This window comes from Nocardia sp. NPDC051570, from assembly GCF_044454005.1.
GTDB lineage: Bacteria > Actinomycetota > Actinomycetes > Mycobacteriales > Mycobacteriaceae > Nocardia.
This window is the reverse complement of the sequence record NZ_JBITDI010000021.1, coordinates 89,075-107,951: the sequence shown is the minus strand read 5'-3', so window position 1 is coordinate 107,951 and position 18,877 is coordinate 89,075. Positions and strand designations below refer to the sequence as shown.

The window sequence follows — 18,877 nt, the reverse complement described above, 5'->3', positions numbered from 1 at the left end:
GAATCTGTTCAGTGTTACTGGCGCTCGGTACCCCACGTGGAGGCGTCGAATGCTGTCTAAATTGTGCAGACCCGTGGGTCATTGTCCGCCCACGTAGTGCGCCGTGGTTATTCAAGGTATCTCCTGGTTTCACACAAAATGTCAAGACGGCTGAATTTGCCGTATCGAAGGCGCCGACACAAGCCGGAATCTTTTCGGTTCGGCCGTCCCGACCGAGCATTGGGCGGCGTGTAGATCGGTGCGGGCCGAACTGGAACGCCAGCTGGCCGCGGATGTTTCAGATTCCTCCATTGGAACTTCCTCTCTGATCGAACTGCAGCAGTGACGAAATACCGCCGTGCTAATATCTCGATTACCGCCGGTCGGGAATAGTAGCCTCCAGCAACATTGCCGGAGCACCGACTCATCGCCCAAATTATCTTCCCGACCGGTCAGGCCGCCGGACAGAACGGTCAGCATTCCATTGCGGGTGTCTTGCCCGAAATTTGACGATATTATCGCGATGGACATTTATCAAGGAATTCGTAAGTAGGTCGAGTCGGGCGGTGAGGTAGGCCAGATTCGGGTCGCGGAAGAATCCGCGCACGAGGGCGGGCAATTTCTGTAGGCGTAACAGGGCGCCGGTGGCCTTGATTTTGAGGTATTCTTTGCTGGTGACGTCGGCCTCGCCGATGTGGTCTGCTTTGACGTTCTTCCATACCCATTCGTCGGAGTTGAGCTCGGGTAAGTAGCCGGGCAAGAAGAATAGCCGCAACCGGCCCAGTACCTCCGATGAACTCTTTGGTGGCATTAGCGCGGTGGCTGGGATGGCCGTCGACAATCAGGAAACCGGGGCCGGAAGCGTTTTTGAGCAGCGTTTCCAGAATTCAATGAACCTCCCTGAGTTGACGGTGCCGTCGCGGAGCATGAACCGCAGCGCACCTCGTGCCGAGACCACGGAGAGCATGTTGATCGAGTAGCGGGCCCCGGTATTGGTTACGACCGGATTCTTGCCGATCGGCGCCCAGGTGGCGCCCGCGTGGTCGTCCGATCCGCAGCACCTGAAGACTCTTGTAATCCAGCTTCCGGCGTCCTTGTCACGCACACCCGAATTCTCCCAGATTCCACCGGAAAAACAGGGAAATAACCGGCGAATTTCGGCTTACTTACGAACTCCTTAGTAATGGACACTGGCGTGGGAGGGCACAGTCCCGCCAGCGGGACACGGGAACGAACATGTGAAGCTGCACGAGCGAGTAGAATTTCGAGTGTCAGACCATTGGCCAGCATGTTATTTGGCCTGTCCTGCGCACCTGCAGCGCACTTCTGTTTTTTCATCTCCGTCACCGAGGTTCTCGGGCATCCAGTCGACATCAGGATCGGAGCCGATACAGTTGCAGGGGCGCGGATCGGGAGTTGTGCGATGTCATCGGCGGGAAGTGAAGTGCTGCTGGACGTTGTGCAGGCGTATCCAGGCTGACGGCCGGTAGGTGCCCATCACCCGACAGACTTGCTCCAACCTTGGCTGGAGCGGCCCCAAGCACCTCTGCGGCATGGCACAGGAACAGCTCTGCCGAAGTCGCCGATGGAGTATCACGCTCCTATGCCGACGAGTCCAGCCCTCGCGCCGACTCGCCCCGCGATACATCGACGCACGATATACGACGTAGTGCAGCAATCATCTGCGAGTCGGATGCAACGAGTGTGATATCGGCGCGAAGCTCGTTCGGTTCCAATGTCCGGCTTCGTTGTGCGGCCGCTCCTCTGGACACGGCAATTCGGAACCCAACCAGGCGAACCACGCGCAGCCGAGGCTGGTCGCGGCGAGCGCCAACGCACAGCACAGGAGCTGGAAGATGTTGCACAAACACTCGCCGTAGGATGATACAACACACAATCGACAGTTTTCGTGTCAATCGCCTCCAGCTATCCGACGCTGGCCGCCGGAGGCGATTGAGCAATTTCATATAGCGGATCGGGTGATTTTATCCTCCTTCTCCAGCAAACGTTCATCAGATGATCGATATGCAAAATACGGGAGGAAAAACTGAGTAACGGGTCCCACCCCGACCGCATAAAGAACCGTGCCGACACCGACGCATCCACCCAAGAGCCATCCTATGAGCAGCACCGTAATCTCGATCAGTGTGCGAATGAACCGGATCGACTTGCCGGTCCTACCCGATGCACCAGTCATCATACCGTCGCGTGGACCAGGACCGAATCGAGCGCCGACGTAAACTGCGATCGATAACCCGTTGAGCACAATTCCGCCGATCAACAATCCGACACGCCCGACGAATGGAAGACCCTGGGGAATTACAGATAGGCCGAAGTCCGACGAGAACGCCAGCACGATAATGTTTGCAATGGTCCCGAAAGTTGGTTTCTGCTTCAAAGGAATCCAGAACAATAATACAACAACGCCCAGTATCGCACTGATTGTCCCGAAGCTAAGTGGCGTGTAACGCTCTATACCCTCATACAACACACTCCATGGATTCACACCGAGAGATGCTCTGACCATGACAGATAAACTAAACCCGTACAGTGCGAGGCCTACGAACAGCTGTGGTAAGCGAAGTAATTTACCTTCGCCGAAGTGAACATACGTAAGAGGTGGCATTTCTTTCTGAGCCATGGCCATCTATCTTCCAATTGGACGGAAAGGTCGGAAACACATGATCGAGACTTAACTAAGATCTAATGCCCGTAGGATGACCACACCAGTCGATCGTCCTTCAGCGTCGCACTTGAACCAGAGAATTCATTGAGCATATCCGGATAATCATCGCGGAAGTGCGCTCCGCGCGACTCCGTGCGCATTAGAGCACCTTCGACAATGACCCGCGATGCAAGCAGCAGGTTCGTGAGATCTAGATAGGTCTGAATCTGTGCAGCGGCACGTGAGCCAGTAGTAAAGGCGAGTCGCTGAGCACGCTCTTCAAATGTCGAGATAAGACCGAGCATTGTGAGTAGACCCAGTTTAGTGCGCACCGGTCCGACGTTCCAGTACATAGAACTACGCAGCTCCCGGAGCACTGATTCCGGCGTTTCGCCATTCTGGCAGGACGGCTGCTTGAACGACGGACTCACATCAATATCGCCGGTCTCCGGGCGACCGGCAGCGTGTCTCGCAGCATTGCGGCCAGCGATACGCCCGAACACCAAGCATTCGGAAAGACCATTACCACCGAGCCGATTGGCACCATGGACGCCACCTGCGGTCTCCCCGGCTGCAAATAGTCCGGGAATAGATGTCTCAGCCTCGGTGTCAATCCGAAGGCCACCCATCAGGAAGTGAGCGGTAGGTCGAATATTCAATACGTTATTCGTGCCTGGATCGAAGCCCGCTTGAATCAATCTCTCATGTAGGGCCGGGTAGGTAGTGGAAATAATATGCGCGCAAGAGCTGATATCCAGACGAACATCCTTGTTGTCAAAGCCCCTGCCCTCGATAATTTCCCGGTAGATGCCACGAGACACTACATCGCGGGTTGCCATCTCACCGCGTGGATCGTAATCCAGCATGAACCGCTTACCGCTTCGGTTCAACAACTGCGCTCCATCGAACCTCAGTGCTTCTTCCACAAGACTGCCGTCAAAGGTCAGGACATTTGAAGCAAGACCCGTGGGATGGAATTGGACGAACTCCATATCGATAACTTCAGCACCGGCTTTGAGACCCAGCACAATACCGTCACATGACTTATCCATCGATGCGGCGGACGGCGCATACATCGATGCGCCACCACCGTCGGCGAGGACTACACCAGCAGCGGTAAATGTCAAGGTTTCAAGGCTGTCAACTGCCAAAGCTTCGATTCCGCTGGCCCAACCATTATCGTCGAGCAGTATCCTGGTTGCCCTCACGCCAGAGATAACGCTGACGCATCCGTCAGCAACCAATTGTGCGAGCCGAGCAGCCAGCGCAGTCTGGATATAATATCCGAGACGATCTTCCAGGTAGACACCGCGGGGAATCCCACACCCCCCGAAGGGACGGGTAGCGAATGATCCGTCCAATTCCCGCTCGAAGGTGATTCCGAGTTCCTCTAGCCAATCGACCAGTTCCCGGGCGCCATGACACAATGTCTCCGCAAGAGCCGGATTGTTCGCGAACGAACCTCCGACGATGGTGTCATTAATATGATCTTCGACACTATCGATAGGAGTGATTGCAACATTAAAAGCATGGGTCTTCCACGTACATCCGCCGGTTGATGCCCACGTGTACTTGTCTTTTTCGTAGAGCGCTTTTGTCACCAGAGTTACGCGCGCGCCATTTTCGGCCGCTTCAATGGCTGCGGCGATACCAGCACCGCCGGCGCCCACAACGATAACTGTATTCATTAACACTTCCTTAATAGTGCCAGATGATTGCCGCCTATGCATCAACCAATGACATAGTCCCGGTGAGCAGGAGCTTCACGTACCGCATTGATTTACGGCAGGCGGGCGGCGCAATGCTCTATCTGAGTGAGAATGTCAATATTGGGTTTGACATGAATCTCCAGGTGACATAGCCTGAAGATTCGCGTCCCCACCTATTCAGCTGAAAGCAAGAGGCGTGAATTCTTCCAGTTCGTGGCTGATTCATGGAAAATACTGTTTGGTACCAGTCCGCAGGAGAGGCTGCGCTGACGTCCGTCGCTGTTTGTTCGCAACCGTGTGAATCGGAATCTTCGGCTGGCCAATCAACCGGTACCCGAATTCGCGCAGTGCCAGCACTTGCACAGGTCACGGAGAAGGCCGCCGCAAGGCGACTGGGCGGCATGACCGTTGGCTGTCAATCTCAGATTCGCCTACGGATATCGGCGAGTTCGTCCGCTGATCGAGGCGCCCTGCGATACAGAAACAATATCGATGGACCATCGAATGCCCGTTTCCTTCACCATACCCTGCAGCTCGCGCCAGGTGCCTGCAGCGGCTCGCGTTAGATGTCTGCACTACAAGAATGCTCATTCGTTACTTCCCCCATACATTGCGCAGAATAAAACCACATGCGCTGTCATCTGCAGTTCTGACTCGAACTGACGGCGAGCCGAAAGCTCGGGCGATCTGTTGCCATTCCAAGCTGGGCCTGGACAGCTGACGCGGCCGTCTTGGTCGCCAATGCCATAGAGGCCGACCAGCCCGGTTATCGCAAGATCATCGAAACCCCAACCCCGAACTATGACGCACCATTGGCACATCACATGTCGCGAAATTCGATTACTGGTAATCGGGACGCCAAGCCGCGCATGGTCGGCAATCATATGCGCAGCAGCTTCTCGATCAGCAGATGCCGTTGAAGAACTTTGCTCCGCCGTAGACCGACTCGGACCCCAACTCCTCTTCGATCCGAATCAGCTGGTTGTACTTGGCCGTCCGGTCCGACCGCGACAGTGAACCAGTCTTGATCTGACCGCAGTTGAGAGCAACCGCCAGGTCCGCGATGGTGGTGTCCTCGGTTTCACCCGATCGGTGCGACATCACCACTGAGTATCCGGCGCGAAAGGCCGTGTTCGCGGTATCCAGCATCTCTGTCAAGGTGCCGATCTGATTGACCTTGACGAGGATCGAGTTCGCGATGCCGCATTCGATCCCGTCCTCAAGCAGCCGGACATTGGTACAAAAGACATCGTCACCGACCAACTGGCACCTGGATCCGATTGAATCGGTGAGGTATCGCCAGCCCTCGAAGTCGTCCTGGGCCATACCATCCTCGATGGATACAACTGGGAACCGAGCCGCCAGATCGGCCAGATAATCAGCGTGCTCGGTCGAGGAACGGACGCGATTCTCGCCCGCATAGTGGTAGGCACCTTCGCGATAGAACTCGGAGGAGGCCGGATCCAATAGCAGTGCCACATCACGACCCGGCTGGTAACCGCCCTTCTCAATTGCATTGACAATGAACCCGAGAGCCTCGTCGGCGGTGGACAGATTGGGCGCAAAGCCCCCCTCATCGCCGACATTGGTGTTATGCCCGGCGGCACGGAGCAGATCACGCAAGGCGTGAAATACCTCCGAACCGATGCGGACAGCCTCTGCCATCGAAGCCGCACCCACCGGCGCGATCATGAACTCCTGAAAATCCAGCGCATTGTCGGCATGGGCTCCGCCGTTGAGGATATTGATCATCGGAGTAGGCAGGACATGCGCAAAAGTACCACCCACATACCGGTACAACGGTGTGAGATGCGATGAAGCCGCAGCCTTTGCGACCGCCAGCGACACGCCGAGCATCGCATTGGCACCGAGCCGTCCTTTGTTTTCCGTCCCATAGATTTCAATCATTCGACGGTCGATAGTCGATTGCGATTCGGCCGGCAGCCCCTTCACCATCTCGGCAATCTCATTCACCGCAGCGATTGCGCGTCTGACGCCTTTACCGCTAAAACGATCCGGGTCGGAATCGCGAAGTTCGACCGCTTCCCTGGTGCCTGTCGACGCGCCGGACGGTACCGCCGCCCTGCCCATAGAACCGTCGGCTAGGTGCACGTCCACCTCAATAGTCGGATTTCCGCGGCTGTCGACGATCTCACGTCCCAACACGTCGGTAATCTCCGGCATTCCACTCCCCTCGGATGCACGAGTTCCCTGACCAAGTAGATCGACACGGCTATGCAGGATGTGTTTCAGAACACCCCCCGGTCAAACCCCCCGGCGAACCAGCGCCTTCAATGACGTGACAAACAACACCAGTATCCGACGCACTGCGCAACCCTTGTGTCCAGATCTGCGCACAATGCTCCATCGGCCGAGGAATCCGTCGAATATATTGCGCAATGTGCTCAGTCTTCCCGGGCGAGCAACCCAACCAAGCCCGAAGCCCGCAACGCGCTGTCTGCGGTCGGTGACGCCGTCGCACGCGGCACGTACGCCCACCGCTCACCCACCACTGTGCGTGAAGCGATAGACGATTAGCTGGTCCCCAAGCATTCCTTGAAGCCGTCGACGCTTCGCGGGCACCGATCCAAGCTGAGCATGGTGAAGGATGAACTCGGCAATGTCGAGTTGCAGCTGCTCACCAAGAGGCACGTGGACGGCTTGGTGGGCCGGCCGCGCGGCGGCACGGTTGCCAAGCGGCGTCGCTGGTCGGCCCGCTCGGTGAATTACATGCTCAGTCTCATGATGGCAGTCCTCGAGAGCGAACTACGACAAGGACGCATCGCCCGAAACGTGGTCAAACTGATTGATCGCATTCCCGAGGAGGAAGAGCGGGAAGAGATGAAGACGCTGAGCGAAGCAGACATGAATCGAATCCTTGATCGCGAATGCCGAGATCAGCACCTATGGACATTGGCGTTGGTTTCGGCGGGGCGAGATCGCCGGGCTTCGCTGGGAAGACGTCGATCTGAAGGCGAAGACGATCCGGATCGTGGAGAACCGTGTCGCGGTCGGTAAAGAGATCATGACCGGCACACCGAAGTCGAAGCGTTCCCGCCGCGTGCTGCCGATGCCGGACAGTTTGGTCGACGTGCTGAAGGCTGCAGGGAAGCGGCAGCGGGAGGAGAAGATTCGCCCTGGCGGTGCATACAACGGAGGTGACTATGTGGCCTGCGATGAGGCGGGGCGGCCGTACCGCCCCAACCTGCTGACGTTCCGGTGGAAAAAACTGCTCAAGGAACTGGGCATCGTGTATGTATGGCTGCACGATGCCCGACATAGTTGCGCGTCGCTGATGCACTCGAAACATGTGCATCGCGACTATTGCGGCGTGGCTGGGGCATGCCTCTGCCACGTTCACGATGGCGGTGTACACGCACAGCGAGTCCGAAGCGTTGAAGGCCGCGGGCACGAGTTTCGGTCGAGATGTGACAATCCGTGACAATGCCGTGAGCGGTGACAAGGCGTAAAACGCTCTGACCTGCACTCAGGCGTGCCCCCGGTCGGGCTCGAACCGACACTTGACGGATTTTAAGTCCGCTGCCTCTGCCAATTGGGCTACGGGGGCGTGCCGGGTCAGACTACCGAATGGGTACGGGCGTCTCGGAATTCTCCGGCGGGGTTGGTCAGTGGACGCCCTCCATCAGTTGGCTTACCCGGGGGGCGAGGAAGTAGACGACGATGCCTACGGCTATCGCGATCAGGCCGGTGATGCCGAAGTAGGCGACCTCGGCGTCGGGGTGGTAGAAGCCGGACAGGACGCCCGACATCGCGGTGCCCAGGCCGACGGAGAAGAAGTACAGGGCCATCATCTGGGCGCGGAAGGCCTCGGGGGCAAGCTGAGTCGTGACGGCCAGGCCGATCGGGGAGAGCAGCAGTTCGGAGATCGCGAAGCCGCACAGGATGAAGAACACCAGCAGTGCGGGCACGGTCTTGCCCTCGTAACCGGCCAGCAGCACGAACAGCAGGAAGGCCGAGCCCATGCCGATCACGCCGAAGGCGAACTTGCGCGGGGTGCTGGGGGCGCGGTTGCCCAGGCGGGTCCACATGATCGCGAACAGCGGTGACAGGGTGATGATCCAGACCGGCTCCTCCGAACCGACCCAGTTCGCGGGCGCGGTCCAGCCGAAGATCGTCCAGTTCATGCGCTCGTCGGAGTACACCGCGAGCACGGTGAAGACCTGCTGGAACAGCGACCAGAACACGGCGTTGGCGACGAACAGCGGGATGAACGCGCGCACCCGGGTGCGCTCGATCGGGGTGACCTTCGAATTCGTCAGCATCACCGCGAAGTAGATGACCGAGGCGACCGCGATCACACCGGTGGTCACCCACGACAGATTGGACAGCGTGAGGAGCCCGGTCGCCATCGCGACCGCGATCACCACGATCACCGCGGCCACGAAGCCGACCACCTTGGCGATCTGGTCCCGCGGCAACGGGTTCGGCACCGTGCGCCCATGGGCGCCGAGGTTGCGCCGGAAGATCACGTACTGGGTCAGGCCCAGCGCCATACCGACCGCGGCCGCGCCGAAGCCCCAGTGGAAGCCGATCTCGTCCTGCAGTACGCCGGTGATCAGCGGGCCGATGAAGGCGCCGAGGTTGATGCCCAGATAGAACAGCGTGAAGCCGCCGTCGGCCCGCGCGTCACCCTTGTCGTAGAGGGTGCCCAGCAGCGACGAGGCATTCGCCTTGAGCGCACCGGAACCCAGCGCCACCAACACCAAACCCACGCCGACACCGAGCAATCCGGGCAGCACGGCCAGTGCGATATGCCCGGCCATCACCACCGCACCGCCATAGAAGACCGTGCGCTCCATGCCCAGCAGACGGTCCGCGATCCACCCGCCCAGCACGGTCGACAGATACACCAGGCCGCCGTAGGCGCCGACGATGCCGGTGGCCGTGGCCTTCTCGATCCCCAGGCCGCCGTCGGCCAGCGAGTAGTACAGGTAGTAGCCCAGGATGGTGAGCATGCCGTAGTACGAGAACCGTTCCCAGAGCTCGACTCCGAACAGATTCACCAGACCGATGGGATGCCCGAACACAGTGCGTTCGGATCTCCGCTGCTCGGGGTGAGCCACTTCCGTCATGTGCTCGACCTTTCCATGTAACGCAATTTCTCAGCAACCGGGGTTGCGGTCGTAGAAGACCAGGCGATCCGGATATCGGCCGCCGCGGCCAGCAGAGTAATGGGGTAAGTGTGTCTGGGAAGTAAATTCCGGCCAGAATGTTGGACGCTTGAGCAGTTTGCTCTCAATCTGCCTATCTGCCGGCATGCCAGCTTGGCACAGTGCACGACTGCCTTACGGGGTCGTGGCCACACCCCTGGACAAACCGGAGCGCATCGGTCAGACGATCGACAGCGCGATCCCGTCGAGGATGTCGTGCTCGCTGACGATGAGCTCGGAAACCCCCGCGCGCCGGGCCAGTTCGTCGGCTAAGACCTCGGTGATCACCGCTCCGCCGCCGATGACATCGACCCGGCCGGGGTGCATCGGGCCCAAGGCGGCCCGCTCGTCGTGATTCATCGCGATCAGTCGATGGCAAACCGCCCGCACCTCGTCCAGGCGCAGCCGGGTGAGATGCACCTTCTCCGAATCGTATTCGGGCAGATCGAGTGCGACCGCGGCGATCGTGGTCATGGTCCCGGCCACCCCGACCCAGGTGCGCGCCCGCTCGACCGGCACCACGCCGAACGCCTGCGCCAGGCGCTGGGAGGCGAAGAACCGGGCCGAGGCGACCTCCTCGGGGGTCGGCGGATTGCCGTGCAGGCAGCGTTCGGTGATCCGGACGCAGCCGATATCGGCGGAATAGGCCGACTGCACGCCGTTACCGTCGCCCAGCACCACCTCGGTCGATCCACCGCCCAGGTCGACCACGACGAAAGGCCCGTCGGCGCTGGACAATTCGCCGACCGCACCGGCGAACGACAGGCGCGCCTCCTCGTCGCCGGTGATCACCTCGGCCTGCGCACCGGGCACGACGCGGCCCAGTTCGTCGGCGGCCATGGCGAAGAAGTCGTCGCGGTTGCGCGCGTCGCGGGTGGCCGAGGTCGCGACCATGCGCACCCGGGTGACCTCGTCGTCCCGCATCAGATCCACATAGTCACGCAGGGCGGCACGGGTGCGTTCGATCGCCTCGGGATGCAGTTCCCCGGTCGCGTCGACGCCCTGACCGAGCCGCACGATGCGCATCTCGCGCCGCACATCGGATAGTCGGCCCTCCCCGTCGACATCCGCGATCAATAGTCGGATCGAATTCGTGCCGCAGTCGACCGCGGCCACCCGGTCACTCATCGCGTGCCCCTTCGTATTTCGGCCAATCCGCGGGTATCGCGGTGCCGCGCAATCCGGTGTCGGCGGCCAGCGCGACCGCCTCGTCGCCGAGCGGGTTCACGCCCGGACCCTTGGCCAGCGCGTGCGCCATCAGCACATGCAAACATTTCACCCGATCCGGCATGCCGCCGCCGCTGAAATCGGTGCCGAGGGGCTCGATTTCGTCGCGCTCGGCCAGATAGCTCTCGTGCGCGGCACGGTAGGCCGCCGACAGTTCCGGATCGCTGGCCAGCCGCTCGCTCATGCCGCGCATCAGCCCGGCCGCCTCCTGACGACTCGCCTCGACGGTCAGTCGCGGGTCGGTCAGGTAATACAGCGTGGGAAAGGGTGTGCCGTCGGGCAGGCGGGGGGCGGTCTTGACCACGGCCGGCTGTCCGTCCGGGGTGCGATAGGCGATGGCGAGCACACCGCGGGCCGGGCGGCCCAACTGCCGGGCGACGATCTCGAGATCGGCCTCGCTCGGCTGCCCGACGTTGCTCGAGCCATGGGTGTCGGGCTGGGTCACCGGGGTGCTCCTTCCGGGGGCGGCGCCGGTGTGGCAGGCTCCGGATCCGCCTGATTGGGTTGGGGATTGGACATGCTGCGCCACAGCTCCGTGTACCAGGGGTCCGGTTTGCGGGGCTGGGTGATCTGGGCGGGAACCGCGGGCTGTTCGATGCCGGGCACCTGCACGATGTAGGGGGTCTCGCCGGGCATGACCAGACGTAACCGGTCCCGGGCCTCGGATTTGATGTAGGCCGGATCCTGTTGCTGGGCACGGCGATCGCGCAGGCGCCGCAGATCGTTCTCGAGATCGCCGCGCTGCTGGGCCAGCAGGGCCGATTCGGCGCGCTGGCTGAAGTAGGTGCGCATCGGGACCGCGAGGGTCAGGGCCAGAGCGCACAGCACGGCGGCCAGGATCACCGCGCGGCCGGTGGACAGGCCGAGAATCCTGCGGTCGTGCTTACCCGCCGTTTTCCCTTTGCCCGCACCGGCTTCCGATTTCGGCGAGCGGCGCCGGGTGGCGCGCTGACCGGCGGCGGTGCGGGCCGCGGGGGCGGACGCGCTGGCCAGCCGTTCCGGGCGGGACCGCGCCGTCCGCGACGAGCGGCGGTCTCCGCGTCCGTTCGGACTGACACCGCGCGCCCGTCGCTCCGTCATCTCACACCCTCGAAGTCGGCTCTAGTCAACGCCTTGCGACGTTACTAGCCTTCGAACACGAAGCGCGGGAACGCAACGTCCCCGGCGTAGCGGGCCGAGTCGCCCAGGGCGTCCTCGATGCGCAGCAGCTGGTTGTACTTGGCGACGCGCTCGCTGCGGGCGGGGGCGCCCGTCTTGATCTGGCCACTGCCGACCGCCACCGCCAGATCGGCGATGGTGGTGTCCTCGGTCTCGCCCGAGCGGTGGCTCATCATCGTCTTGTAGCCGTTGCGATGGGCCAGGTCTACCGCGTCCAGGGTCTCGGTCAGCGTGCCGATCTGGTTGACCTTCACCAGCAGCGCGTTCGCGGCGCCCTTGGCGATGCCGTCCTCGAGGCGCTCCGGATTGGTGACGAACAGGTCATCGCCGACCAGCTGCACCTTGTCGCCGATCTGATCGGTCAGCGCGACCCAGCCGTCCCAGTCGTCCTCCGACAGCGGATCCTCGATGGAGACCAGCGGGTAGGCGGAGACGAGCTCGTTGTAGAACTCGGTCATCTGGGCGGCCGTGCGGTCGCTGCCCTCGAACTTGTAACCCGCGCCCGCGGTGTAGAACTCGGTGGCCGCGACATCGAGGGCCAGGGCCACATCGGTGCCCAGCCGGTAGCCGGCCTTGCCGATCGCCGCGGCGATCAGGTCCAGCGCCTCGCGGGTGCCGCCGGCGAGATCGGGCGCGAAACCGCCCTCGTCGCCGAGACCGGTCGACAGGCCCTTGACCTTCAGTTCGGCCTTGAGCGCGTGGTAGACCTCGGCGCCCCAGCGCAGTGCCTCCTTGAAGGTGGGCGCGCCGATCGGGGCGATCATGAATTCCTGCACGTCGACACTGGTGTCGGCGTGAGCGCCACCGTTGAGGATGTTCATCATCGGCACCGGCAGTACATGGGCGTTCGGGCCGCCCAGGTAGCGGAACAGCTCCAGACCCGAGGATTCGGCGGCCGCGCGGGCCACCGCGAGCGAGGCGCCGAGCAGCGCGTTCGCGCCGAGGCGGGACTTGTCGGGGGTGCCGTCCAGATCCAGCAGGACCTGATCGACGGTGCGCTGCTCGACCGCGTCCAGGCCGATGATGGCCGGCGCGATCTCGTCGAGCACGCCCTCGACGGCCTTCTGTACGCCCTTGCCGCCGTAGCGGTCGCCGCCGTCACGCAGCTCCACGGCCTCGTGCTCACCCGTGGACGCGCCGGACGGCACGGCCGCCCGGGTCAGCGTGCCGTCGTCGAGAGCGATCTCGACCTCGACAGTGGGGTTACCCCGCGAATCCAGGATCTCGCGAGCTCCGACCTGTTCGATGATGGCCACGAAAACGACACTCCTTCGGCTGGGGACTCCGTCTGCTCACCGCCGTCCACGAGCAGGTCGCACGGCGAGCCCGTGCACCCGCGAGCCTAACGCAGTGCGACAACGCTCAGGCCCGGCGGCCGATGCTGTAGGCCGCGGCGTAGTTGCGGACCTTCGCCATGTACGCGCCGGACTGGTTGTAGGTGAACAGCGCCTTCTGCCAGCCCTCGGCGGTCGTCAGCGTCCCGCCGCTGGCGCAGAGGTAGCGGGCCGCGGTCAGCGCCGCATCGTCGATGTTGTCCGGATCGGCCACCCCGTCGCCGTTGGCGTCGACGCCCCAGCGCTGCCAGGTCTCGGGCAGGAATTGGAACGGGCCCTCGGCGCGCACGTAGACCGGGCTGCCGGTGCGAGCGGTCGCGGCGTCGTCGAGAATCCTTGCCACACCGGGTGATCCGTCCAGCGGGACGCCCCGGATGGGCGGGCGCACCTCGCCGTCGGCATCCAGCATCGAACCGCCGTGACTGCCGTGTTTGCTCTCCACCCCGGCGATTCCGGCGATGGTCGTCCAGGCGATTCCGCAGTCCGGACTCGATCGGGCCATGACGGCCGCGGCGTATCCGTAGGCCTCGAGCGCCACCACCGGAATGCGCAGGGCGGCGGCCTGTTTCTCGGCCCAGCCGCGCAGCTGTTCGGCGCTGCGACCGGGCGCGTCGAGATTGATCGGCGGCAGGGCCGTGCCCGGACCCGGCGGCATGCCCTCGGGAATCGGCGGCAGCTGTTCGCCTATTCCGCATCCGGACGCGACTACGGCGGCGACGGCGAGTACAGCACCGGCGCGAGCGATCACGGCACGGGGGCCGGGCTGCTTTCTCCAACGCACGGTTCCATCATGCAGATACACCGCGAGTCGCCGATGCCCCCAGTTACCCGAGCCCGTCCCCAGTTACCCGAGCCCGTCCCCAGTTACCCGAGCCTGTCCCCAGTTACCCGAGCAACGCGAGGGTCGCGTCATGGGTGGGCGCGGCCAAGAGGTCGGCCACCGCACCGGATTCGACGATGCGGCCGGATTCGAGGACGCACATCCGGGCGCAATAGCGGGTGACCAGGTTCATATCGTGGGTGATCACCAGCAGGGCGAGGCCTCGGTCACGTCGCAGGCCGTCGAGCAGGGTCATGATCGCCTCGGCCGTGCCGGGATCCAGCGCCGCGGTGACCTCGTCGCACACCAGGACCGCGGGGTCCAGGGCCAGCGAGCGGGCCAGGGCCACGCGTTGCCGCTGCCCGCCCGACAGTTCGTGCGGATATCGGTGCGCCAGTTCCGGATTCAGTTCGACGGTGCGCAGGAGCTCCGCGATCGCCGTCGCGTCGCGCACGCCGCGCTGCCGGAGCAGGGGGCGGCCCAATGCCTCGGCCACGGTCCGGCGAGGGTTGAGGCTGCCGGTACCGTCCTGCGGCACCAGCGCGATCCGGCCGTTCGCCCGGATCGATCCCGTCGCCGGTGTACGCAGTCCCACCACGGCCCTGGCCAGCGTGGACTTACCCGCACCCGACGGTCCGGTCACCGCCACCGACTCCCCGGCCGCCACGCGCAGATCGATACCGTCGAGGACCCGCTGTCGGCCGATGGTCACGGTGATGTTCGAAAGCGTCAGCACCCCAGCATCTTCGGCGGAACGCTCGGGGACCCCGCGGGCCGAGGGTCGGTCGTACCGCACGCCGGGCGCGGCGGCCCCGATCATGATCTGCTCATCGGCCAGTTCCCGCAGGACGGCGTCGTCGTGTCCGGAGACCACGATCGTGGTGCCGTCCCGCTCGGCCCGATCGCGCAGCAGCCGCACCACCGCCGAACGCAATCGGCCGTGCAATCCGGCCAGCGGTTCGTCGAGAACCAGAACGGGCGTATGCCGGGCGAGGGCGCGGGCCAATGCGATTCGGCGCTGTTCGCCGCCGGACAGCTCCGCCGAGCGTCGACGCAGATACGACCGCGGCAGTTCGACCGCCGCGAGTGCCTCCAGCGCGCGCTGCGGATCGGCCAGTTCGCCGAGCAACGACCGGACCCGCATGGTCGGATTCAGTGCCACCCCGGGATCCTGGCCGACGAAGGCGATCCGCTGCCGCCGAAACCGCTGCAGCACATCGGGTTCCAGCGCGAGCACGGCATGCTCGCCGACCCGCACCGATCCGGTCGCGGTCGTGCCGACCGGAACCTGCCCGACCAGCGCCCGCATCAGCGTGGACTTCCCGCATCCGGACGGACCGCGCAGCCCGAGGATGCCGCCGGACGGAACTCGCAGGGAGATCGGCGCGAGGAGCAGCGCGCCACTCGCGGTCCGGATCGAAAGCTCCTCGACCACAATCACTCTCGCCTACCTCCGGCCAGTAGATTCACGCTCACCGCGACGATGCCGATGGCCGCGCTCGGCGCCAGCACCGCCCACGGATCGAGCAGGATGCCGGAGGCGTTGTCGCGCACCATGATCGCCCAGTTGGCCGCGCCGAGCCCGGTCGGCAGCCGCAGGAACGCCGCCGTCGCGACGATGTACATACCTGCGACGAAACGCAATCCGAGCTGGGTCAGCAGCAGCTCGCGCATGTTCGGCAGCATCTCCCGGAAGATCACATAGCCCGCCGATTCCCCGCCGAGGCGGGCCGCCTCGATATACCCGGACGCCGCGATCGGCGTCGCCGCGGCCGCGAAAACCCGTGCGCAATAGGGGATCCCGAATACGATCCCGACGATCACCACCCCGGCGGTCCCCCACTGCGGCCACGACATGACCACCATCAGCAGCGCGAGCACCACCGGCAGCAGAATCAGCAGATCGGCGCACCGCTCGATCACCGCGCCCAGCCGCGGCCACAGCGCCACCACCGCCCCGAGCACGCTGGACGCGCCGGTCACCACCCCGGCGATGAACGCGGCCAGCGCGATCAGTCCCCATCCGCCGTTCAGGAGCTGACTGAACACATCGTGTCCGAGCCGATCCGTGCCCAGCCATGCCGCGGAACTCGGTGGCGCGAACGGATTTCCGATGCTGTCGTCGACACCGTGCGGCGCGAGCCACGGCCCGAGACAGGCGATCACCACGACGATCAGCGCGGGCACGGCCCGCATTACCGAGATCCTCCTCGCCGACATCGTCACCGCCGTCCCCGAACCGCCCAGGCGCGAATGCCGTCGGCGCAGATCAGCATTCCCATGATCACCACGCCCGCGACCGCGGCGGTGGCGGCGGTCAGGGCGGTGTCCCGATCACCGATGGAGCCCGCCAGCAGCGCGCCCAGTCCGGGATAGTTGAACAGGCTCTCCACCACCAGCGCGCCGCCGAACAGCATCCCGACGGTCGTGGCCACCGAGGCCACGACGGTCGGCAGCGCCACCGGCAGCATGTGGCGAAGCAGCACGGCTCGCCGCGAAAGCCCCTCCAGCGCGGCCTGTTCGACATGCGGTGCGCGCCCGGCGTCGGCCAGCGCGCCGCGCACCACGCGGGTGTTCCAGCCGATATGCGGTATGGCCAGCGCCAGCACCGGCAGCACCAGCATGTCCGGGCGCGCGGGAAATCCGGACCGGCCCGCGACGGTCACCGCGGGCAGCCAGCCGATCGCGAAGGAGAAGACCATGATCAGCATCGCCGCGACCACGAATTCCGGCAGCGCCACCACCATCGCCGTGGTCGGCTGGAGCACCCGCGCGAGCCGGCCCGACGGCCGGGCCGCCCACCACATGCCCAAGCCGAGCGCGGCCACGACGGTGACGATCAGGGCCAGCCCGCCCAGCAGCAGCGTCTGCGGCGCCGCGGCGGCCAGCAGCTCGCCCACCGGGCGGCCGCGCACGGTCGTGCCGAAGTCACCGGTCGGCACCCCGCTCAGCCAGCTCCAGAAGCGTTGCGGCAGCGGGCGATCCAGCCCCAGCTCGTGTCGCTTGGCCGCGATCATCGCCGACGAGGCGCCGCGATCCAGCGCCGCCCGCGCCGCATCGCCGGGCAGCACCGAGACCACGGTGAACACCAGTGCCAGCAGCGCCACCAGCAGCGCGAACCGGCGGAGCAGCAGGGTCAGGAACGTCGTCACGACGCCAACCAGGCTCGTTCCAATTGGACCCGCCCGAAGCCACCCAGGGTCGGCAGATCCTTGACCCGCGTCGAGGCGATATCGATGCCATCGGCCATGCCCCACACCAGATATCCGCCGCGATCGTGCTGAATCCGCTGCACGGCCTCGATCGCGCGGGCATAGTCGCCCGGATTCGACGCGGCCAGCGCGGCGGTGGTGGTGGCGTCGAATTCCGTGTCGGCGAAGGCGGTTTCGTTGCGGTTGCTGGTCGAGGACATCAGCTTGGCGGCGTAGAACAGCACCGAATCGTTGGTCCCCCAGTTGACCGTGTAGAGCGGCGCGTGCAACCAGGTGCGATCGTAGAAGGTGCCCGAATCCTGCACCACCACCTCGAGTTTCACGCCGATATCGCGGGCCTGGACGGCGAACAGCCGCGCCGATTCCGCCTCGCCGGGCGCCTCCTCCTTGGTGACGAGCTGATAGGTCGCGCCGGTATCGAACCGGGCCTCGGCCAAGAGCGCCCGCGCCCGGTCCGCATCGCGGCGCCGCAGCGGAATATCCTTGGCGTACTGCGGATCCCCGGTACCGAGAATATCGTTGGCCACCGTGCCGAAGCCCGAGAACGCCTGTGCGACGAGCGCATCGCGATCGGCGGCCAGCCGCAGCGCGGTCCGCACCCGCGGATCGGCGAACGGGCCGTCGGCGGTGCGCATGGCGATCGCGACCGCTGTGTCGTCGGGGCGGCGGATCACCTGCAGATCGCCGCGCCCGGCCGCGGTGCGTCCGGCGATCGCGCCCACATTGGAGGCCAGGTCGATCTGCCCGCCCAGCACGGCGTTGGACAGCGCGTCGACGCTCTCGAACATCGTGATCTCGATGGCCTCGAGGCGCGGTGTGTGCCCGTGCCAGGCGTCGTTGCGCACCAGGCGGGCGTTGCCCTGCCGATAGGACTCGAGCCGGAACGGCCCGCTGCCAACGGGTTTGGTGAAGTCGGTGGTGCCCTGCTTCACGGTGAACGTCATCAGCCGCACCAGCAGCGGTATCTGACTGTTGGGCGCCGCCGCGGTGAGCACGACCCGGCCGGGGCCGTCGGCGGTGATGCCCTCCGGCGGCACCGGCACCTTCGACTCGCCGCCGATCTGCCGCAGCCGGCGCAGCGACCACACCACATCGTCGGCGGTGACCCTGCTGCCGTCGTGGAAGGTCGCGCCCTCGGCCAGGGTGAACACCCAGCGCCGCTGATCCGGGTCGGTGACCCAGGAGGTCGCCAGCCGTGGCCGCACGGTGGGATCCGCGCCGGGCACGGTCAGCGGGTCGAAGATCAGTGAGGCGATCAGGAAGTCGCTGTCGTTGCTCAGATTCGCGTGCGGATCCTGTTGCAGCGCCGACACCTTGCCGAGCGCGCCGACCCGTAGCGTGCCTGTCTCGCCCGGCCCACGGCCGCAGGCGGCGAGCGCCAGCGCGGCGCCGAAACCCAGTCCGGTGCCCAGGATCCGGCGGCGGTTCATGATCGTCATCGCGTATGCCTCGCTCTGTCAGTCTCGCCGGGATCACCACGGCAAGCCAAGGCTAACCTGTGTTTGTTTTGCCTTCGCTTCGCTCCGGCGGGGTTCGCGGCCCCGAGTCTCGTCGTTCAGCGCTCGAGACTCGCGCTTCGCGCATGCGCTTCGAGCGCTGAAC

General features: G+C 64.2%; 17 protein-coding genes and 1 tRNA gene. 2 read left to right on the top strand and 16 right to left on the bottom strand.

What is annotated here, in order from left to right; translation table 11 throughout:
* Window positions 1–415: 415 nt before the first annotated feature.
* The 5 genes from ACIA76_RS37175 to eno (ACIA76_RS37155) all read right to left on the bottom strand — a co-directional run bounded on the left by ACIA76_RS37175 (window position 416) and on the right by eno (ACIA76_RS37155) (window position 6,537).
* Window positions 416–820 (bottom strand): hypothetical protein, encoded by a 405-nt coding sequence (locus tag ACIA76_RS37175; protein WP_397159035.1) that lies wholly within the window; start codon window positions 818–820, stop codon window positions 416–418.
* Window positions 821–1,084: a transposase gene (locus tag ACIA76_RS37170; protein WP_397159034.1), complete on the bottom strand. Its 264-nt coding sequence runs from the start codon at window positions 1,082–1,084 to the stop codon at window positions 821–823.
* A gap of 858 nt (window positions 1,085–1,942) precedes the next feature.
* Window positions 1,943–2,626 (bottom strand): YitT family protein, encoded by a 684-nt coding sequence (locus ACIA76_RS37165; protein ID WP_397159032.1) that lies wholly within the window; start codon window positions 2,624–2,626, stop codon window positions 1,943–1,945.
* A gap of 56 nt (window positions 2,627–2,682) precedes the next feature.
* Entirely contained in the window at window positions 2,683–4,332 is a 1,650-nt protein-coding gene (locus tag ACIA76_RS37160) for an L-aspartate oxidase (protein WP_397159030.1), read from the bottom strand.
* Between the two features lie 924 nt (window positions 4,333–5,256).
* The gene (gene eno, locus ACIA76_RS37155) at window positions 5,257–6,537 is read right to left on the bottom strand and encodes a phosphopyruvate hydratase (RefSeq protein WP_397159028.1); all 1,281 of its coding nucleotides are present in this window, start codon (window positions 6,535–6,537) and stop codon (window positions 5,257–5,259) included.
* Window positions 6,538–6,951: 414 nt separating this feature from the next.
* Here eno (ACIA76_RS37155) and ACIA76_RS37150 point away from each other — a divergent pair, with 414 nt between their 5' ends.
* Window positions 6,952–7,371, top strand: a complete 420-nt coding sequence (locus ACIA76_RS37150; RefSeq protein ID WP_397159103.1) for a hypothetical protein — start codon at window positions 6,952–6,954, stop codon at window positions 7,369–7,371.
* The gene (locus tag ACIA76_RS37145) at window positions 7,292–7,795 is read left to right on the top strand and encodes a tyrosine-type recombinase/integrase (RefSeq protein ID WP_397159101.1); all 504 of its coding nucleotides are present in this window, start codon (window positions 7,292–7,294) and stop codon (window positions 7,793–7,795) included. The genes ACIA76_RS37150 and ACIA76_RS37145 overlap by 80 nt, the downstream gene beginning before the upstream one ends.
* Before the next feature lie 52 nt (window positions 7,796–7,847).
* On the opposite strand, the gene ACIA76_RS37140 is transcribed toward ACIA76_RS37145, so the two are convergent.
* The 11 genes from ACIA76_RS37140 to ACIA76_RS37090 form a co-directional block, all read right to left on the bottom strand.
* Window positions 7,848–7,921, bottom strand: a tRNA-Leu gene (locus tag ACIA76_RS37140).
* Window positions 7,922–7,979: 58 nt separating this feature from the next.
* A complete protein-coding gene (locus ACIA76_RS37135; RefSeq protein ID WP_397159026.1) occupies window positions 7,980–9,446 on the bottom strand; it encodes a peptide MFS transporter in 1,467 nt (488 codons plus the stop codon).
* Between the two features lie 258 nt (window positions 9,447–9,704).
* On the bottom strand, window positions 9,705–10,652 hold the full coding sequence (locus ACIA76_RS37130) for an exopolyphosphatase (RefSeq protein ID WP_397159024.1): 948 nt from the start codon (window positions 10,650–10,652) through the stop codon (window positions 9,705–9,707).
* Complete coding sequence (locus tag ACIA76_RS37125; RefSeq protein WP_397159022.1) at window positions 10,645–11,196, bottom strand: DUF501 domain-containing protein; 552 nt, start codon at window positions 11,194–11,196, stop codon at window positions 10,645–10,647. The genes ACIA76_RS37130 and ACIA76_RS37125 overlap by 8 nt, the downstream gene beginning before the upstream one ends.
* Window positions 11,193–11,831 (bottom strand): septum formation initiator family protein, encoded by a 639-nt coding sequence (locus ACIA76_RS37120; RefSeq protein WP_397159020.1) that lies wholly within the window; start codon window positions 11,829–11,831, stop codon window positions 11,193–11,195. Before ACIA76_RS37120 ends, ACIA76_RS37125 begins: the two co-directional genes overlap by 4 nt.
* Before the next feature lie 44 nt (window positions 11,832–11,875).
* Entirely contained in the window at window positions 11,876–13,165 is a 1,290-nt protein-coding gene (eno, locus tag ACIA76_RS37115; protein WP_397159018.1) for a phosphopyruvate hydratase, read from the bottom strand.
* Window positions 13,166–13,271: 106 nt separating this feature from the next.
* Window positions 13,272–14,024, bottom strand: coding sequence for a lytic transglycosylase domain-containing protein (locus ACIA76_RS37110; protein ID WP_397159016.1), 753 nt, complete (start codon window positions 14,022–14,024; stop codon window positions 13,272–13,274).
* A gap of 103 nt (window positions 14,025–14,127) precedes the next feature.
* Window positions 14,128–15,504 (bottom strand): ABC transporter ATP-binding protein, encoded by a 1,377-nt coding sequence (locus tag ACIA76_RS37105; protein WP_397159014.1) that lies wholly within the window; start codon window positions 15,502–15,504, stop codon window positions 14,128–14,130.
* The gene (locus ACIA76_RS37100) at window positions 15,501–16,259 is read right to left on the bottom strand and encodes an ABC transporter permease (RefSeq protein ID WP_397159013.1); all 759 of its coding nucleotides are present in this window, start codon (window positions 16,257–16,259) and stop codon (window positions 15,501–15,503) included. The genes ACIA76_RS37105 and ACIA76_RS37100 overlap by 4 nt, the downstream gene beginning before the upstream one ends.
* A 26-nt stretch (window positions 16,260–16,285) precedes the next feature.
* On the bottom strand, window positions 16,286–17,215 hold the full coding sequence (locus ACIA76_RS37095; protein ID WP_397159012.1) for an ABC transporter permease: 930 nt from the start codon (window positions 17,213–17,215) through the stop codon (window positions 16,286–16,288).
* Complete coding sequence (locus ACIA76_RS37090; protein WP_397159011.1) at window positions 17,212–18,714, bottom strand: ABC transporter substrate-binding protein; 1,503 nt, start codon at window positions 18,712–18,714, stop codon at window positions 17,212–17,214. Before ACIA76_RS37090 ends, ACIA76_RS37095 begins: the two co-directional genes overlap by 4 nt.
* Between the last annotated feature and the right edge of the window lie 163 nt (window positions 18,715–18,877).